We start from the raw sequence: 24,879 nt of genomic DNA, 5'->3' as shown, positions 1-24,879 counted from the left end.
CAATATCACATGAAAACCTTATTAAAAAAACTGTTAGTTCCCCACCACTTGGAGTACCTAGCACTGGATAAAGACTTTTTAATCCAAGAAATCTCTCTCAAAGTGCAGCGGTTTGCCGATAGTCCCGAGGAAGTAGTCGCCGGCAACGATGTCCGCATTCCCTTTCCAGAATTGGTGGGAACTGAAGAAATTTTAATCGATATTTTTGAAAGACGTTTGCCCAATTTTGAATTAAAAGCAATCGCGCGGGTATTAGAAAATGGCTTGCAGCTTTATTTTGATATGTATATCGTCGAGTTCAGCAATGACGATAATTATCAGAGATTAATTATATTTTTTGAAGATGTAACCGACAGGATGGGTTTGGAACAAACTCTAGTCCAAGCTACCAATGAAATGAATATTTTGTTGACTACCTTAGCGGCTACTAATAATTATGTGGAAAAAATTATTACTTCAATGGCAGAAGTTTTGTTGGTAACAACGGCCACGGGAAAAATTAAAAAAGTCAATCAAGCGGCTCAAGATTTGTTCGGTTACAGCGAATCGGAATTAGTCGGCCAGCAAATAGATGCTCTTGCTGCTGTGGGCTCCTCTTTGCCAGCAGTCAGCCAAGAGGGACCTCAGCAATCGCAAACTAACGCCGAAGTAATTTGCACGGCAAAAACCGGAGAAAAGCTAACAGTTGCCTTTTCCTGTACTGCGATTCCGGCTGACATTACAGGCATTTCTGGCTCTTGGGCCGCCGTCCAAGATTTCGTGTACATCGGTCGCGACGTTACAGACAGACAGCGAGCGAGCAAGCGAAAAATAGCTCAGTACGTCACCACTCGCATCCTGTCGGCATCCGAAACAATCAAAAAAGCTCTAGCAGCAATTATTCCCGTAATTTGCAACAGTTTGGGATGGGATACCGGTGAACTTTGGATGCCGGAAGCTGGGGAAAAACTGCTGTCAGGAAGTAACAGAATAAATGCTGTTTCCGACCCCAATTTGCTGCGGTGCGTCGCCAGTTGGAAAAAACGCTCAGTTTCCATCCCCAAATTTGCCGAATTTGCCGAAACAATGACCTGTGCCTTTGGCGAAGGATTGCCCGGTCTCGTTTGGGCCAGCGGTTCCTCTCAGTGGATTGCAGATGTCACAGAAAGCGACGGGTTTCTACGCCGAGAAATCGCCGCCCAAGAAGGACTGCACGGAGCTTTTGGCTTCCCGATTTTGGGCGACTACGAGCCGGAAAATTCTGCCCGGTCTGTCTTGGGGGTGATGACTTTCTTTAGCCTGGAAGTGCAGTGTTTCGATGAAGAATTGCTCCAGACAATGGCAACAATCGGTAGCCAAGTCGGTCAATTTATCAAGCGAAAGCAAGCGGAAATAGCTTTGCGGGAAAGTGAAGAACAACTGCGAGACTTATTTGAAAATGCTACTGACTTAATTCAAAGTATTGGAGCAGACGGTCATTTTTTGTATGTTAATCGGGCTTGGCGGGAAACTCTGGGCTACAGCGAAGCAGAAATTGCTCAAATGACTGTTTTTGATATCATTCATCCCAACAGTTCTCAAGAGTCTCTGGACATATTCTATCAAGCTATTACCAAAAAGACCGTAAATAAAAAGACGTTGTATCCAGACTCTATTCAAGCAATATTTATTACTAAACATCACGAACAAATTTGGCTGGAAGGCAGCATAAGCTGTAAATTTGCCGAAGGTTCGCTAGTAGCGATTCGCGCTATTTTGCGAGACATTACGGCTCGAAAGATGGCCGAAGACGCCCTAGCCAAATCTATATCCCTGCTGCAAGCAACTTTTGATTCTACTGCGGACGGTATTTTAGCTATTGACAGGAGCGGAAAAATAGTCACTTTCAATCGAGAATTTGTGGAAATGTGGCGCATACCTAACGAAGTGATGGCACTGCGAGATGACGCCACAATGAACGCTTTTTTTCTGAAACAACTCAAAGACCCTCAAGCATTTCAAGCAAGAATAGAATCGCTTTACGAGCAGCCAGAAGCCGAAAGTTACGACTTATTGGAATTTCAAGACGGCAGATTTTTTGAACGCTATTCGCAACCGCAGCGGCTGGGAGATGAAATTATCGGCAGAGTCTGGAGTTACCACGACATTACGGAACGGAAGCAAGCAGAAGATGCTTTGCGGGAAGAACAAGAAAAATCCGAAAAGCTGCTGCTAAATATTTTGCCGCAAGCAATAGCAGAACGCCTCAAACAAAACGAAACTACTATTGCCGAATACTTTCCGGAAGTGACTGTTTTATTCGCCGACATTGTAGGGTTTACTGCTTTGTCTGCCGTCATGAATCCGATCGAACTCGTGGAGATCCTCAATCAGATTTTCTCAGGATTCGACATTTTGTGCCAACAGCACGGGTTAGAAAAAATTAAGACTATCGGCGACGCATACATGGCGGTAGGAGGACTACCGGAACCCAGCGCCGACCACGCAGAGGATATCGCCCAAATGGCCCTAGATATGCAAGCAGAAATAGCCCGATTTAATACTAGCCATAATAAATATTTTAGCATACGCATTGGCATTCACAGCGGCCCGGTTGTTGCCGGAGTAATTGGCATTAAGAAGTTTATTTACGATTTGTGGGGCGACACGGTAAATATTGCTTCCCGCATGGAATCTCAGGGTTTGCCTTGGCGGATTCAAGTCAGCGAAACTACTTATAAGTTACTGGCAGACAAATATTTGTTTCAGGAGCGGGGAATTATTGAAGTTAAAGGCAAAGGGGAAATGAAAACTTATATTCTACTTCGGAAAAAATAATGTCTGTTATAACTCATCAGTCATCAGTCCTCTAGCTGATGACAAAAAGTGTTGCTAAAGTTAATTAGCAATACTTTTTCGCCAAGACTGATGCAACTTGCTAATTTGCCCGCAAATTTACGATCGCCCGACGAAGTTGTGGATCGCCACCCTGTGACGGTTGCGCCCTCTACTTCCCTCGGGGATGCGATCGCCCTGATGCGTGGGGCGAGAAACCCTTGTCCGCTACCTAATTCACCGCCGCACTCAAACGAAAGGGTAAAAGCCTCGATTAGTTGCGTCTTAGTTGTCGATGAAAATCAGCTAGTCGGACTGCTAAGCCCGGAAGATGTGCTGAACTTAGTCGCCTCCGAATCTGGATGGCAAACAATGAAAGTTGCCGATGCCATGACGCGGAATTTCATTTTCTTAAAAGAATCAGAATTTAGAGATATTTCTACCACATTTAAGCTATTTTGTCAACACTCGATCGATTGCTTGCCAATTGTGGACGAACGGGGTCAGCCCGTAGGTTTAGTCAGCGAAAAAAAAATACGCCGAGAAATTTACAGGCGAGTCAAAAAGTTGCAGCAAAAATTTGTCAAACTTCAGCAAAAACAGTGTGAAATATTAGAAAACCAGTCAGAAATCGCCAAACAAGTCAGCGATCGCAAAAATGCCGAAAATGCCCTGCAGCAGAGCGAGGCGCGCTACCGGGCAATTGTGGAAGACCAAACCGAACTGATTTGCCGCTACCTCCCCGACGGTAAAATCACATTTGTCAATCAAGCTTACTGCCGTTATTTCGGCTTGCAACCAGAAGACTTGCTCGGCAACAGCTTCATGACGCTGATCCCAGAACCAGACCGAGAACTTTTTCAAGAGCACTATACTTGTGTGTCTCCCGACAAGCCTGTTTTTACGTGCGAACACCGAGTCATTTTGCCGAGCGGGGAAATTCGCTGGCAGCAGTGGATCGATCGGGCTATATTCAACCAGAGCGGAGAAATCGTCGAGTATCAAGCAGCAGGCCGCGATGTCACGGAGCGCAAACAAGCAGAAATCGCTTTGCAACAGCTCAATGCAGAGTTAGAACGACGAGTCCAGCAGCGGACTCAATGGTACGAACTGGCAGTATCGGCTGGCAAAGTGGGTGTTTGGGACTGGAATTTGGAAACCGACGAAATCTACATTGCTCCGTCTTTGAAAGCTTTGTTGGGCTATCAGGATGCAGAGATTCCCAACCGCATGGAAAATTGGGTGTCTCGCGTTCATCCCGACGATCGAGTTGCAGTCGAGGAAGCAGTAAAGGCTTATCTAGAAGGTGTGACAGAAATTTATGAAGTAGAACACCGGATGCTGCGCAAAGACGGGAGTACCTGCTGGATACTTGCCCGCGGCAGCGCGATCCGATCGGCTTCCGGCAAGGCCTTGCGCCTGACTGGCACTGACACCGAGATTACGGATCGCAAATTGACCGAAGAAAAACTCCAAAACTCCGAAGCAGAACTGCTGGCGCTGTTTAATGCCATGACGGATATCGTGCTGGTTTTCGACGCAACCGGCCGCTACCTCAAAATAGCCCCCACGGCTCCCGAACTGCTGTACAAACCGGCTAATGAAGTGCTGGGAAAAACCCTCGCCGAAATCTTTCCAGAAGCCGAAGCTAATTTTGCCCTGGGTCACATTCGCCAAACATTGGCATCCGGCCAAACCCACAGAGTTGAATACAGGATGGAAATTGGCTCCAAGTTATTTTGGTTTGATGCCACTATTTCGCCGCTGGAATTTGAGCGGGTGATGTGGGTCGCCCGAGACATTACCGCTCGCAAACAGGCAGAAGCTGCACTCCAAAAAAGCGAGGAAAAGTTTCGCAACTTATTTGACGATGCTCCGATCGCGATCGGTTTGACAAGCGTGCGCGACTACCGCACTATCAAAGTGAATGAAGCTCACCGCCAGATGTTGGGCTACAGCGATTCGGAGTTGGCGACCATGACTTTTACTGAACTCACGCATCCAGAAGATTTACAAGCAGATGTGGAGCAAGTCAAGCAGTTGGTCGAGGGTAATATTTCTCGCTTCGGGATCGAAAAACGCTTGATTAAGAAGAATGGCGAGCTGATGTGGGCTAACTTGACGGTGACGCTGATCCGGAACCGCGAGGGAATTCCTCTTTACAGTATGGGGGCGATCGAAGATATCAGTTATCGCAAGCGGGCAGAAATGGAATTTCAGCAGTTAAAAGAACGCCTGCAATTTTTACTGGCTTCTAATCCGGCAGTAATTTTTACTGCTGCACCTACAGGAGATTTTTGTACTACTTATATTAGCGACAACGTTAAGGCAATCGTTGGCTACGAACCCCAAGAACTGTTAGCAGATTCTAAATTTTGGTCGAGCCGGATTCACCCGGAAGATCGGCAACAATTTTTAGTAAATTTTTCTGATTTGTCCGAGGGTAAAAACTGCATTTGCGAGTACCGTTTTCTGCACCGAGATGGACTTTACCGCTGGCTGCGGACGGAACTGAAACTATTGGTTGACAGCAGGGGAATTCCGATCGAAATTATTGGTTACGCCGCCGAGATCACCAATTCTAAATATGCCGAAATCGCGCTGCAACAGCAATTCGAGCGAGAACGGCTCGTCGAGGCGATCGCCCGTCGCGTCCGCCAGTCTTTGCAATTAGAAGAAATTCTCAACACTACGGTTGCCGAACTCCAGCAAGTATTGTTAGCCGATCGAGTTTTGGTCTATCAAATTTTACCCAAAAGCGGCGGGCGAGTCATTGCTGAAGCCGTGGCAGAAGGATGCAGCAAACTCGTGGATAGATGTTTTGGCGAAGAAGTTTTTCCGCCTGAAAGTTATCAGCTTTATTTGCAAGGGCGAATTTCTGCGATTTCCGAACTAGATTCTCCCAGCATTACACCTTGTGTGATGGAGTTTATGAAAGAAATTCAAGTTAGGGCAAAGTTAGTAGTGCCCATTATTCAGCACAGCCAGCTTTGGGGATTGCTGATTGCCCATCAATGCGATCGCCCTCGCCAGTGGCAAGAATGGGAAATGAATTTATTTCAGCAGTTGGTAAATCAATTAGCGATCGCCATTCAGCAATCTTTGCTATACCAGCAACTGCAAGCTGAACTGAGCGATCGCAAACAAGCAGAAGCAAATTTGAAAAACTCCCTCAAAGAAAAAGAAATTTTGCTCAAAGAAATTCACCACCGCGTCAAAAACAACCTCTGCGTAGTTGCCAGTCTGTTAGAATTGCAATCTAACACAGTTGCCGACCAGCAAATAGCCAAGATGTTTGAAGAAAGTCAGAATCGCCTTTACTCTATGGCTCTGATTCACGAGAAACTGTACCGATCGACTAACCTGGCGCAAATCAATTTTGGCGAATATCTCGAAGATTTAGTAAGTAACTTGTTTCACTCTTACAATATTAGTGACAATCGCATTCAGTTGCAGGTATTAGCTGAACCAATTTACCTAAATATTGAAACTGCTAGTCCCTGCGGTTTAATTGCCAATGAATTGGTTTCAAATACCCTCAAACACGCTTTTCCTGATGGCACTAGCGGTACAGTTAGTGTAGAATGTTATCAAACGGGCGATGGAGAAATCAACCTCTTAGTTAAGGACAACGGGATCGGCTTTCCTGAAAACTTAGATTTCCGGAAAACTAACTCAATGGGCTTTCAAGTTGTCTGCACTTTAACTGAGCAGTTAGAAGGAAGCATCGAACTGTCAAGACAAGCTGGCACCGCGTTTTACCTAAAATTTAACGAGTTAAACTACTCTCAAAGGTTTTAAAATCATGGATTTGGCAGAAAAAGCAATTAATATTTTGATTGTCGAAGACGAACTATTAATTGCTAAAAGTTTAGCCCAAAAATTAGAAAAGTTGGGATATCAAATCGCAGACATCGTTTCTTCAGGAGCCGATGCCATCAAGCGCGCAGGCGAATTGGAACCAGATTTAATCTTAATGGATATAGTCATCAAAGGCGACATTGACGGCATAGAAACAGCAGTAATAATTAATCAAGAATTAGATATCCCAATTATCTATACAACTGCCTATGCCGATGACGCAACTTTGCAGCGAGCCGAAAATACTGGATCTTACGGCTACCTCCTCAAACCGTTTAAACAAAGAGAACTGCACGCCACCATCAAGATAGCGCTGAGCAAACATCAAGAAGCCGTTAAAATGCAACAACTAATTGCATTGGCAGCAGCAAAAAGCGAAAACAGATCGCGATTTATTTCAATGGCATACCACGATTTAAACACTCCTTTAACTACCATACAGCTATCGGCTGAAATGTTGGAAGATAGCGAATTGCAGAAAACCCCAGGAACGACCAATAAAAATGTCGAACGTATCAAAAAAGCTGTCAGCAATATGAGTGAATTGCTGGAGGAAATTTTAATGCTCAGCAAAGCCGAATCTGGCAGACTTTCCTTGAATTTAAATCCGGTAAATGTGATAGATTTGTGCAAATCTATTTTAGAAGAAATGCAACCCCTCGCTACTCAAAAACACGTAGTAGCTTTCCGCAATCAAACAGAAAAAATCCAAGCTAATCTGGATGCAAAACTGCTGCAACACCTCCTCACTAATTTGCTGTCAAACGCTATAAAATATTCTCCTAATGGTGGGAATATATGTCTAGAATTAAGCTGTGAGGGTAAACAAGTAATTTTTTGCGTTAGAGATGAAGGGATTGGCATGACATCGGAATATCAGGAGAAATTATTTCAGCAGTTTGAACGGGGTGCTAATGTAGGCAAGATTAAAGGATCGGGGTTGGGACTTTGCATTGTCAAACACATAGTTGACCTGCACGGCGGTACAATAAGTGTGGAAAGTGAACTAGGCAAAGGTACTACGTTTATTGTCGCGCTGCCTTTTTTAGTGTTGAGTCATTAGTCAGTAGTCAGTAGTCAGTAGTCATTAGTCATGTCCGGTAAAATAAGCACAATACTTGTAGGGGCTGGTTTCACCAACAATCTATCATCCAGACTAACAATCTACATAAACCAGCCCCCACCACGCGACAGAATTTCATCGCGGACAATTCAACGGAGAGGAGATAAAAGTATCGGGGGGGCGGGTTTATGAGATTGTAGATTACAGGCAATTATTGTTAGTGAACCCGCCCCTACAAAATTCATACAAGTCTGAATCCGGCCGGACATGATATCATTTTTAAGCAAATCGATCGGGAGATAAAAGCTCGATCGCCCTATCTTCTTCTCCCCCCGCCCAATTAGCAAATCGCTCAGCCAAAGCAGGTACAATAGTCAAAGGATTGCTGAGACCAGAAAAAACGTGCAATCCGGGGCGATCGGCAATCGGCCCCACTACGGGCAAATTATCAGCGCTAAATGCCACAATACACTCGTGCCAAGTTGCCGGTAAAGCTGCCAAAGCAGGCAAAACCTTGCTGATGCCTGCACGAATTGCCGTTTCGCTGGTTTCGCGATCGACTTTAGCATTCAAATCGCTCAAAGTGCGCGACAATTGCCCGATCCGCAAACTGCCATCATTAAACCCAATTGCACCCGAATCTAAAATCGGCGACAGCAACTCTTTACCAGGTTCATCCCAAAGAAAATCCACCTCAATTCTACTCGATTCAGCTTCCAATTCAAAACGTTTTAATACTGCAGGCATCACCAAAGTCCTGAGTTTCAAATCCACAGGTGCAGTTTCCAAAATCTCCGTGCGAGTAAAATAAACTCCCACAGAAACACCAGCCAGCTTCAGCAAACTCCGACTCCAACCTCCTGCACAAACAACCGCATTTTGACAACGATAAATTCCCTGGGCCGTCTTGACTCCCGAAATCCGATTTCCCTCTTCTATAAACCCAATTACTTCAGCAAATTCTATAGTTCCTCCCAACCGCATAAACCCTTGACAGTAAGCTTTATTTGTGGCTGTCGGCGAAATGTGACCGTGACGCACAGTCAGAGCTCCGGCGATCGCGCTTTTATTCAGCAAAGGTTCCAACTCGCCAGCTTCTGCAACGCTCAAAAGCTGCGGAACAATCGCAAAATGCGCGTAATTAGCCGCTACTTTTTCGGCATCAATACCCGAATCAATTGTCAGCAACAAATCCAACTCGCGAAACTCAGTATCAGCATCTAATTGGGCCGATAAATTGCGGTGGCGTTCGATACCTTCCCGACACAATTGACGAGTTAAATCAGTCGTTCCCGACCAATAAGCCAAGCCGCCGTAACTAAAACGAGTAGCATTTTGCATGGTAGCATCTCGTTCCAAAAGCAGCACACCAAAACCTTTTTTTGCCAGTTCGTAACTCAGTGACGCACCCGTAATGCCGCCGCCGACAACAATCCAATCGTAACTTTTCATGGGCAACTCAAAGGTAAGGAAAATATCATGCTTAGATTTTAGCTTAGGTTTTTTCGGAACCAATCGAAAAGCCTCTTCCTGTAGGTAGAGGCTGCCTGCGATCGGCATAACTGAAACTTCCACCCCTCGGGAGATGTTGGCGCAGGGATATTTTTCGTTCAATAGTAGGAATTACAGCCAGCATCAGCAAAAAAATTAGAAATACCAGAGAGGTTTTTATGAGTATCGACAAACCAGGCAAAGATATGGAGCGCACTGTCAATCCGGGCGATCGTATTTCCGACGAACCGCAAACCATTGAAGAAAAAGCCCAGCAACTGGCGGTAGACCACGTGCCAGACATCACGGGAGATGTTGTTACAGTTCCAACTTATGTGATCGTAGAAGAACCAGACGGGGAAAAGAAAGCTTTGCACCACGTCAAAGACGCCGAGGAAATTTCCGACGTAATTCGGCAGGCCCGCGTTGACGAAAATGGCGAGCGGATTTGGGATTAATTTCAATCCAATAAAAACGGGTTTGTTGTACAAAAGTTATCTGTAGAAATCATGGAAACAAATCAAAGAAATAGTACGCCCTATCCCAATATTCCGCCGATTCTCGAAAGTGACGACACAGAATACCGCGATGCCGGCATTACAAGCACAGTTTCAGTTGCAGGTCATCCCCTCCACCCAGTGCTGATCGTGTTTCCGGTAGCCTTTTTAGTAGGAGCCGCCGGTTCGGATATCGGTTATTGGCTGACAAGCGATCCGTTTTGGGCGAGAGCTTCGGTTTGGCTGATCGGTGCCGGTTTTGGTGCGGGGATTTTGGCGGGAATCACGGGCTTTTTAGATTTTTTCAAAATAAAAAGAGTGCGGGAGCGCAGTGCCGGTTGGTTGCACATGGGCGGCAATGTGGCGGCTTTGGTACTTTCCCTGATTAACTTGCTGTTGCGACAAGGAAATCCGGCTGAGCCGATCGTATATACAGGTTTAGCAATATCGATCGTCGTGGCAACCTTGCTGGGCGTTACAGGCTGGTTCGGCGGCGAACTAAGTTTTCGCCACAAAATCGGCGTCATCGGCCCTACCAGTCATAATTCCTAGGTTCCTGACCGTTTTTAGTAAAGGCTTCAGTTCCTCTTCATTGGATAATTTAGGACTACAGTCTTGACTGCAAACTTAAAGATTGTCCCAGCCAATTCAGATAAGCATCGCTGCCAGCGATAATAGGAATAGCAATAATTTCGGGAACTTCATAGGAATGGAGTTCCTGAACTTTTGTTTTGAAAGCCTCAAATTTAGCCAAATCAGTTTTAATCACCAACTGCCACTCTGACTCCGCATGAATCTCGCCTTGTCAAGTATAAACAGAGGGAATTGGCAACAAACTCACACAAGCAGCCAGCTTGTTTTCAACTAGATATTTAGCGGATTCTCCGCCTCCGCCTCCGATGCAGCAGTTACCAGCACCACCCCAAAATTAACAGTCATAACGATTTTAAATTTTAGATTATAGGACTTACGCACCGAGGCCGAGAAACCGGGTTTTTCAAGCAAAATACTTGGTTTAAACCCTAAATCTCGGTTAAAAAACCCGGTTTCTTTGCGCGCGAGTTCGTCCATTGATTTTCAAGCAGTGCGATCTGGACGCTGGCACTCGCCTGTAATTCCGCAGTTACCAGATTTGAGCGGGAGCCTCTCAATGAAAGCAGCCCAGGTAGAAATCTCTGTTTTGAGGCTCTCTTGCTGCGAGGAAAGAGGAAGGAGGAAGGAGCCAGAAGAAGTGTTTTTACAAATATGAGATGCTCCCAATTTAATCGCCCAAAATTTCCCATCTTCCTTCCTCATTACCCATTTTTAATTTCGGTAACTTCCCAAGAATTGACTTTGCCAGCTCCAGCTAATGAAAAATAGCGCCTAGTAGATTCCGGCAAAATAGCTCCCGCCAACAAAGCATTATCTAAATTAGCTCCTATTAACGTCGCCTCGCTCAAATCTGCTGCCATCAAATCAGCTTGACACAGCTTCGCCCAATTCAGATTTGCCCCTCTCAAACAACTTCCCTTTAACTTAGCCCCGGTTAAGTTTGCACCCGCCAACTTCACCCCCCGCAATTGAGCCGCGCTAAAATTTGCCCCCGCCAAATTCGAGCCTTCCAAATTAGCTCCCATCAGTTTAGCTTCACTCACGTTAACGCCGCTCAAATCTGCACCGCAGAGATTCACCCCTGTCAACTGCGCTCGCCGCAAACTCACTCCGGTTAATTGAGCTCCCAAAAGTTTTGCACTGTTGAGCCTTGCACCGTAAAGGTTGGCCCATTTAAAATTAGCTCCCGTCAGATTCGCCCCCAGCAAGTTAACTAATTGCAAGTCGGCGCTGCACAAATTGGCATTCCACAACACAGCACCCCGCAGGTTTGCGCCGGTTAAAGTTGCGCCGCTTAACTTTACTCTCGGCAATTTTGCTTTTACCAAAAAAGCTCCGCTGAGATTAGCTTTTGTCAAATCTGCGCATAAGAGTTTGGTTTCGCCCATTTTGGCAAAACTCAGATTTGTTCTCTGCATCTGTGCGCCTTTGAGTGTTGCTTTGGTGAGAAAAGCTCTGCTGAGGTTCGCCGCAGAAAGATTAGCTCGCGAAAGGTTGACTCCGATTAAGATTGCTCCGCTGAGGTTTTTCCCGCTGAGGTCGGCTCCGGTAAAGTCTCTTTGTCCTTTTTCGTAATTGTTGAGCAGTTCGCTAACTTCCATAGGGCGTGATACCTTCTACGATTGAGGGGTGTGGATCCAGAAATCTTTACTGTTAAGGTTGTTTCAGAAAGAGAACTGTTTTAGAAATTAGACTGTTTCAGCATTTGCCTCAAACTGTATAAATCCCTTTAACATCACTTTCTGTTTAAAGGCAATCTCTTAATAAAGATTTTATATCTTCCTCGCGGTACCGATCGCGCTTTCGGTATTTTTGAATTAAAAGTTAATGTTTTTTGACATAGACAGTCATTGCTTAACGATCGACAGTGATTCGCAACTTCAGGCGCAGCGAGCCCTTGAATCCTGCGGGAGGTTGCCAGGAACTCAAGGCCTTATCGAGAGTATCTACGGCGTCTGTTGCTTGCAGCGTCGATGTTTGAGGGTCGATCGCCGCTCGGGCAACACGGCCGTTTTGTACCGATAACTCCCACACCATTTCACCGCTAACCCCCGCCGGGAGATTGACAGATTGCAAGTATTGAGTCAAAGCGGCGAGTGCCCCGGCATCCAACCCTTCGGCGCTAACTACTTGGAGGCGAGAAGCCTTTGGCTGCGATGGTTGCAACTCACCGTAACTTCGCGGCCGCGGCGGCGGCATAACAGGAATTGGACTCACCGGTGCGGAGTTGCGATTCGAGGTAACGCTGCGAGTGCCGCCTCTAGTTTGCTCAGCCCCCTCGGACTCAAAAATACCTTCATAGCTGACACCCTGCGGTAATTCCACAGGCACTTGCACGCGGCGGCGAGTTCCATCTGGTTCGACTCGCACTTCTTCGCTCACAGCCACAAAAGCCGTGTATTCCGACAGCAACCGATAAGTCAGAGCAGTATTAGTTACAGCTTCCACCAGAGATTTAGTCTGCCCACCAAACATTTGATTCATTAAATCTTTAATGCGCGATCGCCCCCAAAGCTGAGCTACCGCCGGATTGCCAAAATCCGTAGCGGTTGCTGCGACGGAAGTAGACTCCCGCTGCCGCCCGCCGGATCGAGCAAAATTAACAGGTAAAACTTGCTCGTAAGCTTTGCCGCCCGCAAGAGTGCCGCGGATGCGAAGTTGTCCGTTAGCTCGATCGGTCTTTTTGCCAAACAAAACCAGCGGCCCACTCGCAAACAAGTCTGGGGGTGCGATCGGATAAATCTCCGGTTTTTCCCCCATTCCTTCCCAACTAATTTGAATATTAGTCAATACCGGACGATTAATTTCCCGAAAAAACTTTTCTGCCGCTTCTGCTGACGGTTCATCTTGACGAATTACTTGAGACGTGCCTCTTCCCACTTCCGCCAAACGGTTGAGCAAAAACCGATTCACCGAACCGCCGACACCAAAACTATAAAGTCGATTTCCCGGTTTCAGACTCCCCTGAACCCGCGCTAGCACTTCATTTTCATTGCCAATGTAACCGTCAGTAATTAGTACAATACTCCGCAGCCTTCCCGTTGCCGCCGCCGGAAAATTCATCACTGCTTGAATGCCGTTAAGCAGTTCAGTGCCACCGTTTGCCTGCAAGTTTTGGATGTAATTAATGGCGCTTTGTCGGTTGGCAGCCGTATTTGCTAAAGGATTTGTTGAAAGCGCTTTTGCAGTATTTGCAAAATCAATAATAGTAAAAGTATCGTTGGGATTCAGTCCTTCAATGAAGCGGCGCATCAACTCCTTAGATTTTGCTAGCGGTTCGCCCTGCTGAGAACCGGAAGTATCCATTAAAAACACGACATCTTTAGGTACAATTTCATTAGTTTTGTAGTTTAATGCCGGAATTAAATAAGTAGCAAAATGACCGCCCCGCTTGTCGGATTGAGTCAAAATAGTTGCCCGAGTATTTTCACCCGCGACTCGATAGCGCAGAATTAAATCTTTATTGGGAATTGTGTCAGAATTGGCTAATTGGACTTGTACAATATTGCCGCTGCGGTGAGTGGTAATTTGATGGGAAGTAGAGCGGACATCCCCGATCGCCACTCCGGCATCTATTTCTACCGAAACAGCGATATTGTGACCCGATCGCGTTCCTGGAGCCAATACAGGCGGGTTAATGCGATCGGCATCGGTATTAACCCCCCCCTGCCCCCCCCTTGCTAAGGGGGGGAATTGAGCATCGCCCCCCCTTAGTAAGGGGGGGTTGGGGGGGGTCGAATTTCTCGAAATATACCGCGGCCCTACCACCATTGGAAACACAAATTCGTAATCGCCGCCGGCAAATTTGAGACTTTCGGTGTAGCGAATCGTAACTTCAATTTTTTCTCCCGGTTTGATATTAGCGAGAGACTGAGTAAAAATATTGTCGCGTTCTTGTTCCAACAAACCAGCAGTCCGGCCTTGCTTTCTGGCTTGTTCGTAAATTTCCAAAGCTTCCTCGCGGCGTTTGATATCAGCTTTAATAGTTCGCGAGCCTATTTTAATTTCCATATCGTCCACCGCCGCTTCGTCGGGCAAAGGAAATACATAAACAGCTTCTAAAGATTCGGGAAAAGGATTTTCAAACTTCTGAACAACTTCGACGCGGGAGATATTGCCAGCTATTTTGGCTTTAACTTCAGTCTGCTTGAGAGGAAAGACTTGTTCTGGGGTCGTATTGGGAGTTTTGACGAACAAACCGCCGACTGGACAGCGAGTTTCGGGCGATCGTCCGCCATTGCAATTAACATCGTTACTAGCGAGGATTTGCGGCGACAGAGACGAATAATTTTCCCCAGGATCTTTTGCCCGCGCGGCATTGGGAGCGAGCCACGCGCTACACTCGTTAGCGAAGCCCTCGAAGAGGATCGCAGCGAGCAATGCCATACCAGTACAAAGCAACCGTTGAGGGGATAGAACGCAGACAAACTTCATAGCTGTTTTTTTAGCAGACTTGAGATGCTTTGTTTACCATGACTTTACCATTGCCGAAACGTTCCTGAGTTAGTTTTTTGGCAAAAATCACCAAGGGCGTAGGGCTGATTTTAGGTTTTAGATTTTAGATTTTAGATTGACTCGCCTAGGGGCGGACTGGGCGCTGGAACTTTTGTCGAAGCCATGATTGCTCAGGGCGACTGCTGTCAGCCGCTTGATCCCTATTGGGGTGATGTCGGTTGGGGCGATCGTCCGCGAACCCCAACCGAGAAGATTGTATGATAGTTAAATAATTAAATAACTCTAACCTCAACCTCTTAACCTTTAATAAATTAAAATTGCCATGAATTTTATTAACCCCAAAACCGACTTTGCATTTAAAAAAATATTCGGCTCTGCTGAGAGTAAGGACATTTTGATTAGTTTCTTGAATGCCATGCTCTACGAAGCACAGCCAGTCATCGAAGATTTAGAAATTATTGACCCTTATTTAGCTCCCAAAATCAAAGGAGTCAAAGATACTTACTTGGATGTCAAAGCTAAGATTGATGGCAACAAAACGGTAATTATTGAAATGCAAGTATTGAATGTAGAGTCATTCGAGAAGCGGATTTTATACAATGCCACTAAAGCTTATTCAATGCAGCTAACCACAGGAAGCCGTTACAGCTTGTTAAACCCTGTGATTGCTCTGACGATTACAGATTTTCAAATGTTTGATCATCTGGAAACAGTGATTTCGCGCTTTGTTTTCAAAGAAAAAAATTTTTTAACCGAATATCTAGCTGATGAATTTGAACTGGTATTTGTTGAATTGCCAAAATTTGACAAGACATTACAGGAGTTAGAAACGCTGACAGATAAGTGGATATATTTCATGAAAACTGCTCAAATTTTACGGTCGGTTCCCGAAGAGTTGGGAAATGTGCCGGAACTCCGGCAGGCTTTTGCAATTGCGAATGAAGCGAATCTCGATCCTGATGAATTGGAAGATTTAGAAAGGCGAGAAATTTTTATTCAAGACCAGCGCGGTGCCATTACCAAAGCTACCAGAATGGGGATAGAACAAGGAATCAGACAAGGCATCGAACAAGGAAAGTTGGAGTTAATTGTTCGTCAGTTGGAGCGCCGTGTCGGCCCCTTGTCGCCGGAGATTCAAACTCGCATCGCTCAGTTATCCGCTCAGCAATTAGAGAATCTAGGAGAGGCACTATTAGACTTTGCCAGTGTGTCAGATTTGACAACTTGGTTGCAAGCACATAACAATCGTCAATGATAGCTCAAAGGGGTGTAGGGGCAATCCCCCGTGGTTGCCCTTATCGATTACCTATGTCACATTTGAGTCTGACCTGACATTGAAACATCTAAAGTCGAAAATCCTATGAGCAAATTTGTGTTTGTGACTGGCGGCGTGGTTTCCAGCATCGGCAAGGGTATTGTCGGTGCTTCCTTGGGCCGCCTATTGAAGTCGCGGGACTATTCAGTCTCGATTTTGAAGCTAGACCCCTATATTAACGTTGACCCCGGCACTCTCAGCCCGTTTCAGCACGGAGAAGTTTTCGTGACGGAAGACGGTGCGGAAACTGACCTGGATTTGGGGCACTACGAGCGTTTTACCGATACTTCCATGTCGCGCCTCAACAGCGTCACCACGGGTTCCATCTATCAAGCTGTGATCAACAAAGAACGCCGCGGCGAGTATCAGGGGAGCACGGTGCAGGTGATTCCGCACATCACTAATGAGATTAAGGAGCGAATTCACCGAGTAGCCAAAAATACCAATCCCGATGTCGTGATTACGGAAATCGGCGGAACGGTGGGAGATATTGAATCTTTGCCGTTTTTGGAGGCAATTCGCCAGTTTCGCAAGGATGTCGGGCGGCAAAATGTTGTGTATATGCACGTCACGCTGATACCTTGGATTCCTTCGGCTGGGGAGATGAAAACTAAACCGACTCAGCATTCGGTGAAGGAATTGCGGTCGATCGGCATTCAACCAGATATTTTAGTCTGTCGGTGCGATCGCCCGCTGTCTTTGGGCATGAAACAGAAATTGTCGGAATTCTGCAACGTCCCGGAAGAATGCGTCATCACCGCTCAAGATGCTAAAAGTATCTACGAAGTGCCGCTGATGATGGAACAGGAAGGTTTGGCCGAACAAACGATCAATTTGCTGCAACTCGAACCGCGGCAACCCGATTTGACTCAGTGGCAAACCTTAGTCAAGCGGCTTTACAGTCCCAACCACAAGATTGATATTGCTTTAGTTGGCAAATACGTGCGCTTGAACGATGCTTATCTTTCGGTGGTCGAAGCTTTGCGGCACGCGGCAATTGCGATCGGCTGCGACCTGAATTTGCACTGGATTAACTCAGAAGATTTAGAATCGGGAAACCTCGATAATTATCTCAAAGATATCAACGGCATTCTTGTACCGGGAGGTTTTGGGGTTCGGGGAGTTGACGGCAAAATAGCGGCGATCGAATATGCCAAACACCATAAAATACCCTTTTTGGGATTGTGTTTGGGGATGCAGTGTGCTGTGATTGAATGGGCGCGCCACACCGCCCAACTAGAGGATGCCAACAGCGCTGAATTTAACCCAGATACAGCAAATCCGGTAATTAATTTATTGCCAGAACAGCAAGATGTAGTCGATTTGGGCGGTACAATGCGACTGGGTTTGTATCCGTGCCGCGTCTACCCAGACACCCTAGCTTTCAAACTTTATCAGAAAGAAGTGATTTACGAGCGGCACCGCCACCGGTACGAATTTAACAACGCCTACCGCAATCTTTTCTTAGAATCAGGTTATGCAGTCAGCGGGACATCTCCTGACGGCCGATTGGTAGAAATGATCGAATTGCCCAACCATCCCTTTTTCATAGCCAGTCAATTTCACCCCGAATTCCAATCTCGACCTAGCGCGCCCCACCCCTTGTTTCAGGGGTTTATCCAGGCGGCTAGCATCCAGGGAAAGCAGGATGTTTTAAAAGATGAGGGTCGCGACTTGGTGGCCGGGAAACTTGCAGGAAACTGATCCGATATCATGTCCGATCGATTAGTTCTGATATATTAGATGTCTGTAGGGGCGGGTTAAAGTAGACAATATTCAAATCAGGGCGACAATCGACATTACAAAACCCGCCCAACAGACCAATATAATTTGATAGGGGTCGCACTTACCGGACATGATATCGGGTCGCATTCTCAACGATTGAAAAACCTCACACCCCAGCCCTAGCATAGGGGTTGGGGGGGCTAATACCCCAAGGGAGAAGACAAAAGGCAGAAGGCAGAAGGTAAAAATGCTAATATTTTTACTTGAATTTTTAGTTTGGATTTCAAGAGTGATACCAGTTTCTAAAAAGAATGCAAATTTAGGCAAGTTCCCAACCCCGATAGTCATCTGTCATGCCCAATCTAAAATCTAAAATCTAAAATCTAAAATGGTAGGAGTTGTCAAACTATCCTAAAATACCAGGAAACACAAGTTTGAGGAGGCTTTGTGGCTTATTGGAGCAAAATTACTTATGAGAAAAGTACATACATAATTGATCTTGACACTATTAGTGCTTTTTCTAGCGAACTGGATAACAAGCGTATCACCTTTTGGCTGCCTAATAGCAGTCAGCCGATTATCCTCAATCCCCAAGGCAATTATGAGGCTTACAAGCAAGTTCTCGATTACCTCAAAAAAACCATCGATCGCAATTCTAGAGGCTCGTGGATTAAAATTAATTATGACCGCAAAGAATTTACGATTGACATGAGTCGAATTAGCTCTTTTGCTTGCGAACAGAACGGTCGGCTAAGCTTTTGCCTGCCGGACAGCGCAACTAATATTATTATCATGCGCCAAAGCAACCCGGACGCTTATCAAGAAATTCAGGAATACATTAAAAATACGACTGGACAATCTCTGCCATGAAAAAGTCATTAGTCATTAGTCATTAGTTTAGGACTTACGCACCGAGGCTCAGAAACCGGGTTTTTTTACGGAAAAACTTGGTTGTGACCCCCAGATTCGGTAAAAAACCCGGTTTCTTTGGTATGTGTGCGTCCAGGACTGTAGTTAGAAGGATCGACAATGAAGGATGAAGGGAGAATATTTTTAGTAACTCCCAACATTCATTTTATTTTTTTTGTGGTAATGTGCGCGCGGCGCACCCTAAGTTTATATATGAAAAAATGGCTGTAAAATACGCTGCATTTTAATTTTTAAGTATTGAGCTGCCAAGCTAATTTTGCTGCCCCTACCATGCCTGCTTGATTGCCCAATTCAGCCACCAATAACTGCAAATCTTCGCGAGAACTCGGCAGTACACGTTGCTGAATTTCGGCTTGAACCTGAGGTAAGAAAAATTCTGCACCTGCACTAATTCCGCCGCCGATAATAATAGCTTCCGGCGTTAAAATATAAATTATACTTGCCAAACCGATACCCAGATAGCGCCCGTAATTTTGCCAAAATTCTAAAGCTTTGCCATCTCCAGACTTAGCTAAATTGGCTAATTCTAGAGGTTCCAAACCCGTTTCCCGGCGAATTGCTTGCACGGAAACATACTGTTCTAAAGAACCGCGATTGCCGCTGTTGCATTCCGGGCCGTCGGGATTTATAGCAATCAATCCTAGTTCTCCTGCCGCGCCTTGATGGCCTGTAAATAGTTTGCCGTCTAGGATAACTGCACCGCCGACGCCTGTACCTAAAGTTAGTAAGATTAGGTCTTTAAAGTTCCTTCCTGCGCCCAACCAAGCTTCTCCCAATCCGGCACAGTTGGCATCATTTGCTAATATGGTCGGCAGTCCGGTTTTAGCTTCCAACCAGTCAGCTAGGGGGACGTTATGCCAGTTTTTGAGGTTAATTGCTACTCTGGCTATGCGGCCTGTGGCGTCTGCAGGGCCTGGAGTGCCGATGCCGATCGCACATACAGCATTTTCGACCGGATTCAGTTGTAAAATAGCATCGGTCATCGCGGCTAAAACGGCTTCTGGCGTTGCGGGTTGAGGGGTTGGAACAGTTAAGGATTGGTGACAAATGCCGTCTTCGCTGAATCTGCCGAGTTTAATTGCGGTTCCGCCTAAGTCAATGCCGATTACTTGTGTCATTCGATTTGGGATTTTGGATGCAAAGATTTGGGATTAATCCTCATAGGATAAACATATTTTAGAGTGCGGATTGTGCACTTTACCAAGTAAGTTTGTAGTGAGGATTTAACTCCTCCCACTCCTATTTTAGTGTATAATAATTAGCGAGGAAAACTGCGCTTAATTCTTAATAGTATCATATCGATCGCAATACCTAGCAAAAATTATGGATACCAGCGAGTTCGCCTATGGAATTTCGCCTAACTTACGTTGCGCTACCTCTCGGTTGTGCAAAGCATCGCGGTAGTCTGGTTTGAGAGCAATTGCCTGGTTATAAGATGCGATCGCCTCTTCAAATCTTCCTAAATTATACTGCTCGTTCCCCCGATCGCACCACGCCTCAGCATCTACATTAACTTCCGATTCTGCCTCCGCAGCCTCTGTGCCTCTGCGGTTCACTTCCCCAGAAAAACCCAAACCATCCCCAACAAACACCGCCTCAATCACCCTCCCCTTTGCATCCTCCTCCTCAACCTCCGGCAGCGGAAACCGTGTCAAAATCTCCCGCCCAATTTGCCTCGCAACCTCTGACAATTCCCCGCTGCCAATTCTACCTAACAATACCAGCCGCTGCGCCAATTCCTGAAGCGATGGCACCGCTGCTGCGGATGCGGTGCCATCGTGTTCGCCCTCTAACAATCTTTGCCCAAACCGTCGCAGCCAAGCAGCCAATTCACCATCTTTAAGGCGTTTTGCGATTAAGAATCCCGCTACATCCCCTCGACTCCAGCCGGCATTCACCCCTTCCAGAATTTCCATGAATTTCGACTCGTATTCCGCGTCAGTTAAGGTTGGGCAGATGGCGGTATTTGCCGGCGGGGTGGGTGGGGTTGGGGTGCCGAACAGGCGCTGAAATAGTCGTTTGAAGAATTGCCAAATTTTGTTGAGCATTTGTGAGATTGGGAGGGTGGGGTATTTTCTATTTTATAGCAATTATCAAAAATAGATTACATATTGATTGCCCGCGATATATGTAGGGACACGGCAGTGCCGTGTCCGGGATTTCGACGCACAGCAAACAATCACATGAACTAGAATTAATCTACTTTAAAAGCGGATAATACAGTTCTCCTGTTGAGTTGATATAACCGGCCCTATCGCCCGCTAAATTACCCGTTCCCATAAATACGTCAACTCTCCCCGCGCCTTTGATTGCACCGCCAGTATCTTGATCCAAAACGTACCGATTCACGGCATTTTGTTCGAGTTGTCCTGCCGCATTCGGATAAGGGAGTTTTGTACTAATTAATGCTAGTGCGCCGGGGGGCATTAAGGCTTTATCGGTGGCGATCGACCTTTCGGCAGTTACTGGCACTCCAATGCTTCCTGTGGCTGGAACTCCGTTAGTATCCCGGAAGAATACAAAGCTTTCATTTTTCGGCAAATATTTGTTCATATCTGCGGGAAAGTTAGTGAAATATTCCCTTAGTTTCGGCAAATTTAACTCTTCTAAAGTAAACTTTCCGTCTTTAACTAATTCTCGCCCGACTCCTGTATAACTGTGACTGGTTTTGCCTGCAAAACCGACTGTCATGACGCTACCATCTGTTAGCTGCAATCTCGCAGAACCTTGGACGTGAACGAGAAATGCTTGGAAGCGATCGCGCAACCAAACTAATTCCAATCCCCGCAGCAATCCTTTGCTTCCCTGCAAAGCATCTTCGCCTTCTAATTGCAATCTTGTCGGGTGAGGTTTCGGCCAAGATGCCATGTTTGGCGGCATCCGGTACAGGGGATAACGGTATTCGGAATTAGGCGTGCGAGAAGCTGCGTAAGTCGGCTCGAAATAACCTGTAAATGCGACTGTTCCTTTGCCATCTTTGCCCGTGGATTTGTAAAATACAAATTCGCGCTTGACAGATTCCTGAAGTTGTGATGGGGTTGTGGAACTCACAACTAATTGGCGGAATCGATCGAGGGAACGCCGAACTCGATCGCGCGTAACTCCTGCTACTGGATAGCGACTGTAAGCAGCGGCAGCCGCCGATGTATTGAGATAGCGGAGGCTGTTGTCGATCGACTTTAACAGCAATTCTTTATCACCCGGTTTGCCATTTTCGCCCCAAATTTGAGAGTCAAAGGCGAGATCCTCCGATTCGCTAGCTTGCAATTGATTTATACTAATTGGTTCCAGCGGTCGCGCTGCAACGGCGGGTATCGAAAAAGCGATCGCCAAAACGCAACAGGCGATCCCCAATAGCTGATAGCGAAAAATCTTGCTCAATTTCCAATCTTCCCTACTGAATTGATTATTTTCCTTATTCATCGTATCGTTCGACGCTAGAAGTAAATATCGGTTCTACGCGAATTGCGAGAACGCTGGTAGGTCGAACTACCATGTATTCGCCTTGAATATTTTTGATCGGGACGTTAAGAAATTCTCTTGAATCTTGTTTCGGTACCAGCGTACTGCTGTACCACTTTTGAAAATCTTGCAGCGTTGCGAAACGCACTTCTTCGCGGTGGCCGCCCTCAAGCAGCAGGTGTACGGAATATTCGCTGGGTGTTCTAGGCATAGGAGATAGGGAGAGTTGTTGGAGGACAATCAAAAATCAAAAATCAAAAATTGATGTGGTTGCCCTCAAGCAGCAGGTGCACGGAATATTCGCACTTGTGTTCTAGGCATATCTGTATTTTAGTTTTTTGATTTTAAGCTTTTGGAACGATTCCATATTTTACCTCTTCCTCGGCGCATTCCCTCATCTAGTAGGTTGGGTTGAGGGAGAGGGGGAGAGTTGGAGAAGGGGAGAGTGGGAGAGGGGGAGAGGGGGAGAGGGGGAGAAGGGGAGAGTGGGAGAGTGGGAGAAACCGGAGAGTTGTTGCAGGAAAATCTCAATCTAAAATCTAAAATCTAAAATCGATAGAGTTGTTGCAGGAAAATCTAAAATCTAAAATCTAAAATCTAAAATCGATTGACGGCAGCCCCCATCTGCGGCTACGCTGTGAAATTAAGGTTGCTTTGCTTGCAGAGGAAGCAGCCCGCGTCACTCAAAAATCTAGTTGCACTGCCCAAAGCTGCTACCAACAGCAATGGACAGCTAACCGCCAAACTGAGTACACCAGTCTGGAGGCTAATGGAGAATTCTAACATTCTCTGTAGCCGCCCTGCTCTGTGTTACCGTGCGGGGCGGCTGGGTTTTTGGGTTTTCCTAGAAAACCAAAAACCAGGAGACCATATTATGTCACAGGAATTCGTACCTGACGATAACTTATCCGCGCGTCCAAATGACTCTTCAGCAGTATCGGAACAAGAAGTCGTGCGGATAACGGTTGTCGGTTCCCGCGCAGCCGTGTTAGAAACCATCCACACATTGTACCGACTGGGATTTGCCGCCGTCGGGGATTGCAGCCCACCACAGCGAGGTGCAAAGCCGGGACAAGTTATAAGTGTACTCATTCGCCGCCGTCAGCCAAAAGCCTGAGAATTTGGCTGTTACATCGTTTCCGCTTGCATCGGAATGATACCGAGGACACGGCGCCGTGCCGTGTCCCTACAATTAATCGCGGTAGGGACACGGCACGGCGCCGTGTCCTCATAATTCTGGTACAACCGGAAACGGTATTACATCCACGTCGGGCGCGCGCGGAAGGCACTTTGAGCCGTCGCATAATTAAGTTGTATGACTTGTGCAGAAACCGAGTTTCTGCCAAGTTCTATCAACTTGCGATCGGGGTTGATTTAAGAAAAAATTATGCTAGGGTTATTTTACATAAACCTTCATCAATGAGTGGAATGAACCTATCCATTATTGGCGATCAAAATTACATTTTGGGGATAGCAGCGCTGCTGAAATCCATAGAACTCAATGTTACAGAAGATCCGAATTTGCCTGTCAATATTACTGTGGTATCAACAGGTATAAATACACAGCAAAAGGAAAAGTTGCAGAAGTGCTGCAAATACGAGATTGAATGGGAAGAAGTTAAACCGAATTACGGGGGATTGCTGTCCCTGTCGGGTTCTAAGCTCACTTACGCGAGATTGGAACCGGAGAAATACACAAAAGCCAAAGACAGGCTGATTTGGCTCGACAGCGACATGATCGTTTTGGGCAGTTTAGAGCCACTGTGGAACTTAGATTTTGAAGGAATGCCCGTAGCTGCCGCGCTCAATGTCTGGGGAAATCCGAACAACCCGGCAGATAAAAACCCTTATTTCAATGCGGGTCTGTTAGTTTTCAATCTAAAGCTTTGGGAAGAAGAAAAACTTTCTGAAAAAATGCTTGAAAACGCTCGGGTCAACCTTTGGTGCGATTGCGACCAGGGGACATCTAATTCGGTTTTAGCCGGAAGGTGGAAGCGATTGGAGCAGATATGGAACAACCACGATACGGATGATATGTCAACTAGAGTGATGCACTTTATATCCAGTCCGAAACCTTGGGAAAGCCCGCAACCTAATAAATTATGGCTGGAGATGTTGTCTCAGACACCGTTTAAGGACGAATTGCGCCCCATTAAAAATAATTCCGATTGGGTTTCTCGGTTAAAGGCAAAATACAAAAGATGGGAGCCGTGGCTGATGGAACCGACAACAAAAATTAAGAGCTACCTGAAAAATAGACAAAGGTAATACCGTTTTAGATTAAAGATTAAAGAAGTGGGAGTTAGTGATGAGTGTCGGGGTTTGGATAGCGAGCGTGCAGTTGCATTCTTTTTTGCAACTGCTGTAACTTGAGGCAGGATGCCTATTTCCCAATCTGTGCTTGAGGGGCGGCGGACATCAGCCGCCGCCCCTCAAGCACATTCATTTTTGGTGGAACAGGCATCTTGCGTGTTTCCGCAGTATTTTGATGAAAAAACCCGGTTTCTGCGTAATTCCTGTGGTGGTGGAACAGCAATTCTGCCTGTTTCCCCATAAAAAAATTTATCTGGGAACAGGCGGTGCGATCGACTCAGAAGCCTTGTAACTGGGGTTAAGCCAGCAGCGAGGGAACGCTGAGAGCACTTTAGCAGCGGATTTGTATTATACAACACGATATTACCAACAACAATTAA

The 24,879-nt window shown here is 46.1% G+C and carries 18 protein-coding genes and 1 pseudogene; 11 read left to right on the top strand and 8 right to left on the bottom strand.

Annotated features, from left to right (window positions below):
- Positions 1 to 9 precede the first annotated feature (9 nt).
- The 3 genes from QUA99_RS20175 to QUA99_RS20165 all read left to right on the top strand — a co-directional run bounded on the left by QUA99_RS20175 (position 10) and on the right by QUA99_RS20165 (position 7,717).
- A complete protein-coding gene (locus QUA99_RS20175) occupies positions 10 to 2,796 on the top strand; it encodes an adenylate/guanylate cyclase domain-containing protein (protein WP_333236186.1) in 2,787 nt (928 codons plus the stop codon).
- 90 nt (positions 2,797 to 2,886) lie between these two features.
- Positions 2,887 to 6,594 (top strand): PAS domain S-box protein, encoded by a 3,708-nt coding sequence (locus QUA99_RS20170; protein WP_333236184.1) that lies wholly within the window; start codon positions 2,887 to 2,889, stop codon positions 6,592 to 6,594.
- Positions 6,595 to 6,598: 4 nt separating this feature from the next.
- A complete protein-coding gene (locus QUA99_RS20165) occupies positions 6,599 to 7,717 on the top strand; it encodes an ATP-binding protein (RefSeq protein ID WP_333236182.1) in 1,119 nt (372 codons plus the stop codon).
- A 279-nt stretch (positions 7,718 to 7,996) separates the two neighbouring features.
- Here QUA99_RS20165 and QUA99_RS20160 read toward each other — a convergent pair whose 3' ends face one another.
- Positions 7,997 to 9,169, bottom strand: a complete 1,173-nt coding sequence (locus tag QUA99_RS20160; protein WP_333236203.1) for an FAD-binding oxidoreductase — start codon at positions 9,167 to 9,169, stop codon at positions 7,997 to 7,999.
- Positions 9,170 to 9,387: 218 nt separating this feature from the next.
- Between QUA99_RS20160 and QUA99_RS20155 the strand changes: the two genes are divergently transcribed.
- Complete coding sequence (locus tag QUA99_RS20155; RefSeq protein WP_333236180.1) at positions 9,388 to 9,666, top strand: hypothetical protein; 279 nt, start codon at positions 9,388 to 9,390, stop codon at positions 9,664 to 9,666.
- A 51-nt stretch (positions 9,667 to 9,717) separates the two neighbouring features.
- The gene (locus QUA99_RS20150; protein ID WP_333236177.1) at positions 9,718 to 10,257 is read left to right on the top strand and encodes a DUF2231 domain-containing protein; all 540 of its coding nucleotides are present in this window, start codon (positions 9,718 to 9,720) and stop codon (positions 10,255 to 10,257) included.
- Positions 10,258 to 10,312: 55 nt separating this feature from the next.
- Here QUA99_RS20150 and cutA read toward each other — a convergent pair.
- From cutA to QUA99_RS20135, 3 genes and pseudogenes are all read right to left on the bottom strand, one after another.
- Positions 10,313 to 10,644: pseudogene (cutA, locus tag QUA99_RS20145) on the bottom strand (divalent-cation tolerance protein CutA).
- Between the two features lie 356 nt (positions 10,645 to 11,000).
- On the bottom strand, positions 11,001 to 11,900 hold the full coding sequence (locus QUA99_RS20140) for a pentapeptide repeat-containing protein (protein ID WP_333236175.1): 900 nt from the start codon (positions 11,898 to 11,900) through the stop codon (positions 11,001 to 11,003).
- Between the two features lie 253 nt (positions 11,901 to 12,153).
- A complete protein-coding gene (locus tag QUA99_RS20135) occupies positions 12,154 to 14,733 on the bottom strand; it encodes a VIT domain-containing protein (RefSeq protein WP_333236174.1) in 2,580 nt (859 codons plus the stop codon).
- Positions 14,734 to 15,076: 343 nt separating this feature from the next.
- On the opposite strand from QUA99_RS20135, the gene QUA99_RS20130 reads away from it, so the two are divergent.
- The 3 genes from QUA99_RS20130 (at position 15,077) to QUA99_RS20120 (ending at position 18,664) form a co-directional block, all read left to right on the top strand.
- On the top strand, positions 15,077 to 16,009 hold the full coding sequence (locus QUA99_RS20130; RefSeq protein ID WP_333236173.1) for an Rpn family recombination-promoting nuclease/putative transposase: 933 nt from the start codon (positions 15,077 to 15,079) through the stop codon (positions 16,007 to 16,009).
- 105 nt (positions 16,010 to 16,114) lie between these two features.
- Complete coding sequence (locus QUA99_RS20125) at positions 16,115 to 17,773, top strand: CTP synthase (RefSeq protein WP_333236172.1); 1,659 nt, start codon at positions 16,115 to 16,117, stop codon at positions 17,771 to 17,773.
- Between the two features lie 468 nt (positions 17,774 to 18,241).
- Entirely contained in the window at positions 18,242 to 18,664 is a 423-nt protein-coding gene (locus QUA99_RS20120) for a hypothetical protein (protein ID WP_333236171.1), read from the top strand.
- A 290-nt stretch (positions 18,665 to 18,954) separates the two neighbouring features.
- Here QUA99_RS20120 and QUA99_RS20115 read toward each other — a convergent pair whose 3' ends face one another.
- The 4 genes from QUA99_RS20115 to QUA99_RS20100 all read right to left on the bottom strand — a co-directional run bounded on the left by QUA99_RS20115 (position 18,955) and on the right by QUA99_RS20100 (position 22,397).
- Positions 18,955 to 19,842 carry an ROK family protein gene (locus QUA99_RS20115; protein ID WP_333236170.1) on the bottom strand — a complete coding sequence of 296 codons (888 nt, stop codon included), beginning with the start codon at positions 19,840 to 19,842 and terminating at the stop codon, positions 18,955 to 18,957.
- Positions 19,843 to 20,067: 225 nt separating this feature from the next.
- A complete protein-coding gene (locus tag QUA99_RS20110) occupies positions 20,068 to 20,772 on the bottom strand; it encodes a tetratricopeptide repeat protein (protein WP_333236169.1) in 705 nt (234 codons plus the stop codon).
- Positions 20,773 to 20,923: 151 nt separating this feature from the next.
- Positions 20,924 to 22,147, bottom strand: a complete 1,224-nt coding sequence (locus QUA99_RS20105) for a murein transglycosylase A (RefSeq protein ID WP_333236168.1) — start codon at positions 22,145 to 22,147, stop codon at positions 20,924 to 20,926.
- Positions 22,140 to 22,397 carry a hypothetical protein gene (locus tag QUA99_RS20100; protein ID WP_172192361.1) on the bottom strand — a complete coding sequence of 86 codons (258 nt, stop codon included), beginning with the start codon at positions 22,395 to 22,397 and terminating at the stop codon, positions 22,140 to 22,142. Before QUA99_RS20100 ends, QUA99_RS20105 begins: the two co-directional genes overlap by 8 nt.
- Positions 22,398 to 22,840: 443 nt before the next feature.
- Between QUA99_RS20100 and QUA99_RS20095 the strand changes: the two genes are divergently transcribed.
- The 3 genes from QUA99_RS20095 (at position 22,841) to QUA99_RS20085 (ending at position 24,454) form a co-directional block, all read left to right on the top strand.
- Positions 22,841 to 22,969 (top strand): hypothetical protein, encoded by a 129-nt coding sequence (locus QUA99_RS20095; RefSeq protein WP_333236167.1) that lies wholly within the window; start codon positions 22,841 to 22,843, stop codon positions 22,967 to 22,969.
- Between the two features lie 91 nt (positions 22,970 to 23,060).
- A complete protein-coding gene (locus QUA99_RS20090) occupies positions 23,061 to 23,303 on the top strand; it encodes a hypothetical protein (protein WP_333236166.1) in 243 nt (80 codons plus the stop codon).
- A 311-nt stretch (positions 23,304 to 23,614) separates the two neighbouring features.
- The gene (locus QUA99_RS20085; RefSeq protein WP_333236165.1) at positions 23,615 to 24,454 is read left to right on the top strand and encodes a glycosyltransferase; all 840 of its coding nucleotides are present in this window, start codon (positions 23,615 to 23,617) and stop codon (positions 24,452 to 24,454) included.
- Positions 24,455 to 24,879: the final 425 nt, after the last annotated feature.

The organism is Microcoleus sp. F10-B2 (genome assembly GCF_036704965.1).
GTDB lineage: Bacteria > Cyanobacteriota > Cyanobacteriia > Cyanobacteriales > Microcoleaceae > Microcoleus.
The sequence above is the reverse complement of the archived record's forward strand: the minus strand, read 5'-3'. Positions and strand labels throughout refer to the sequence as shown.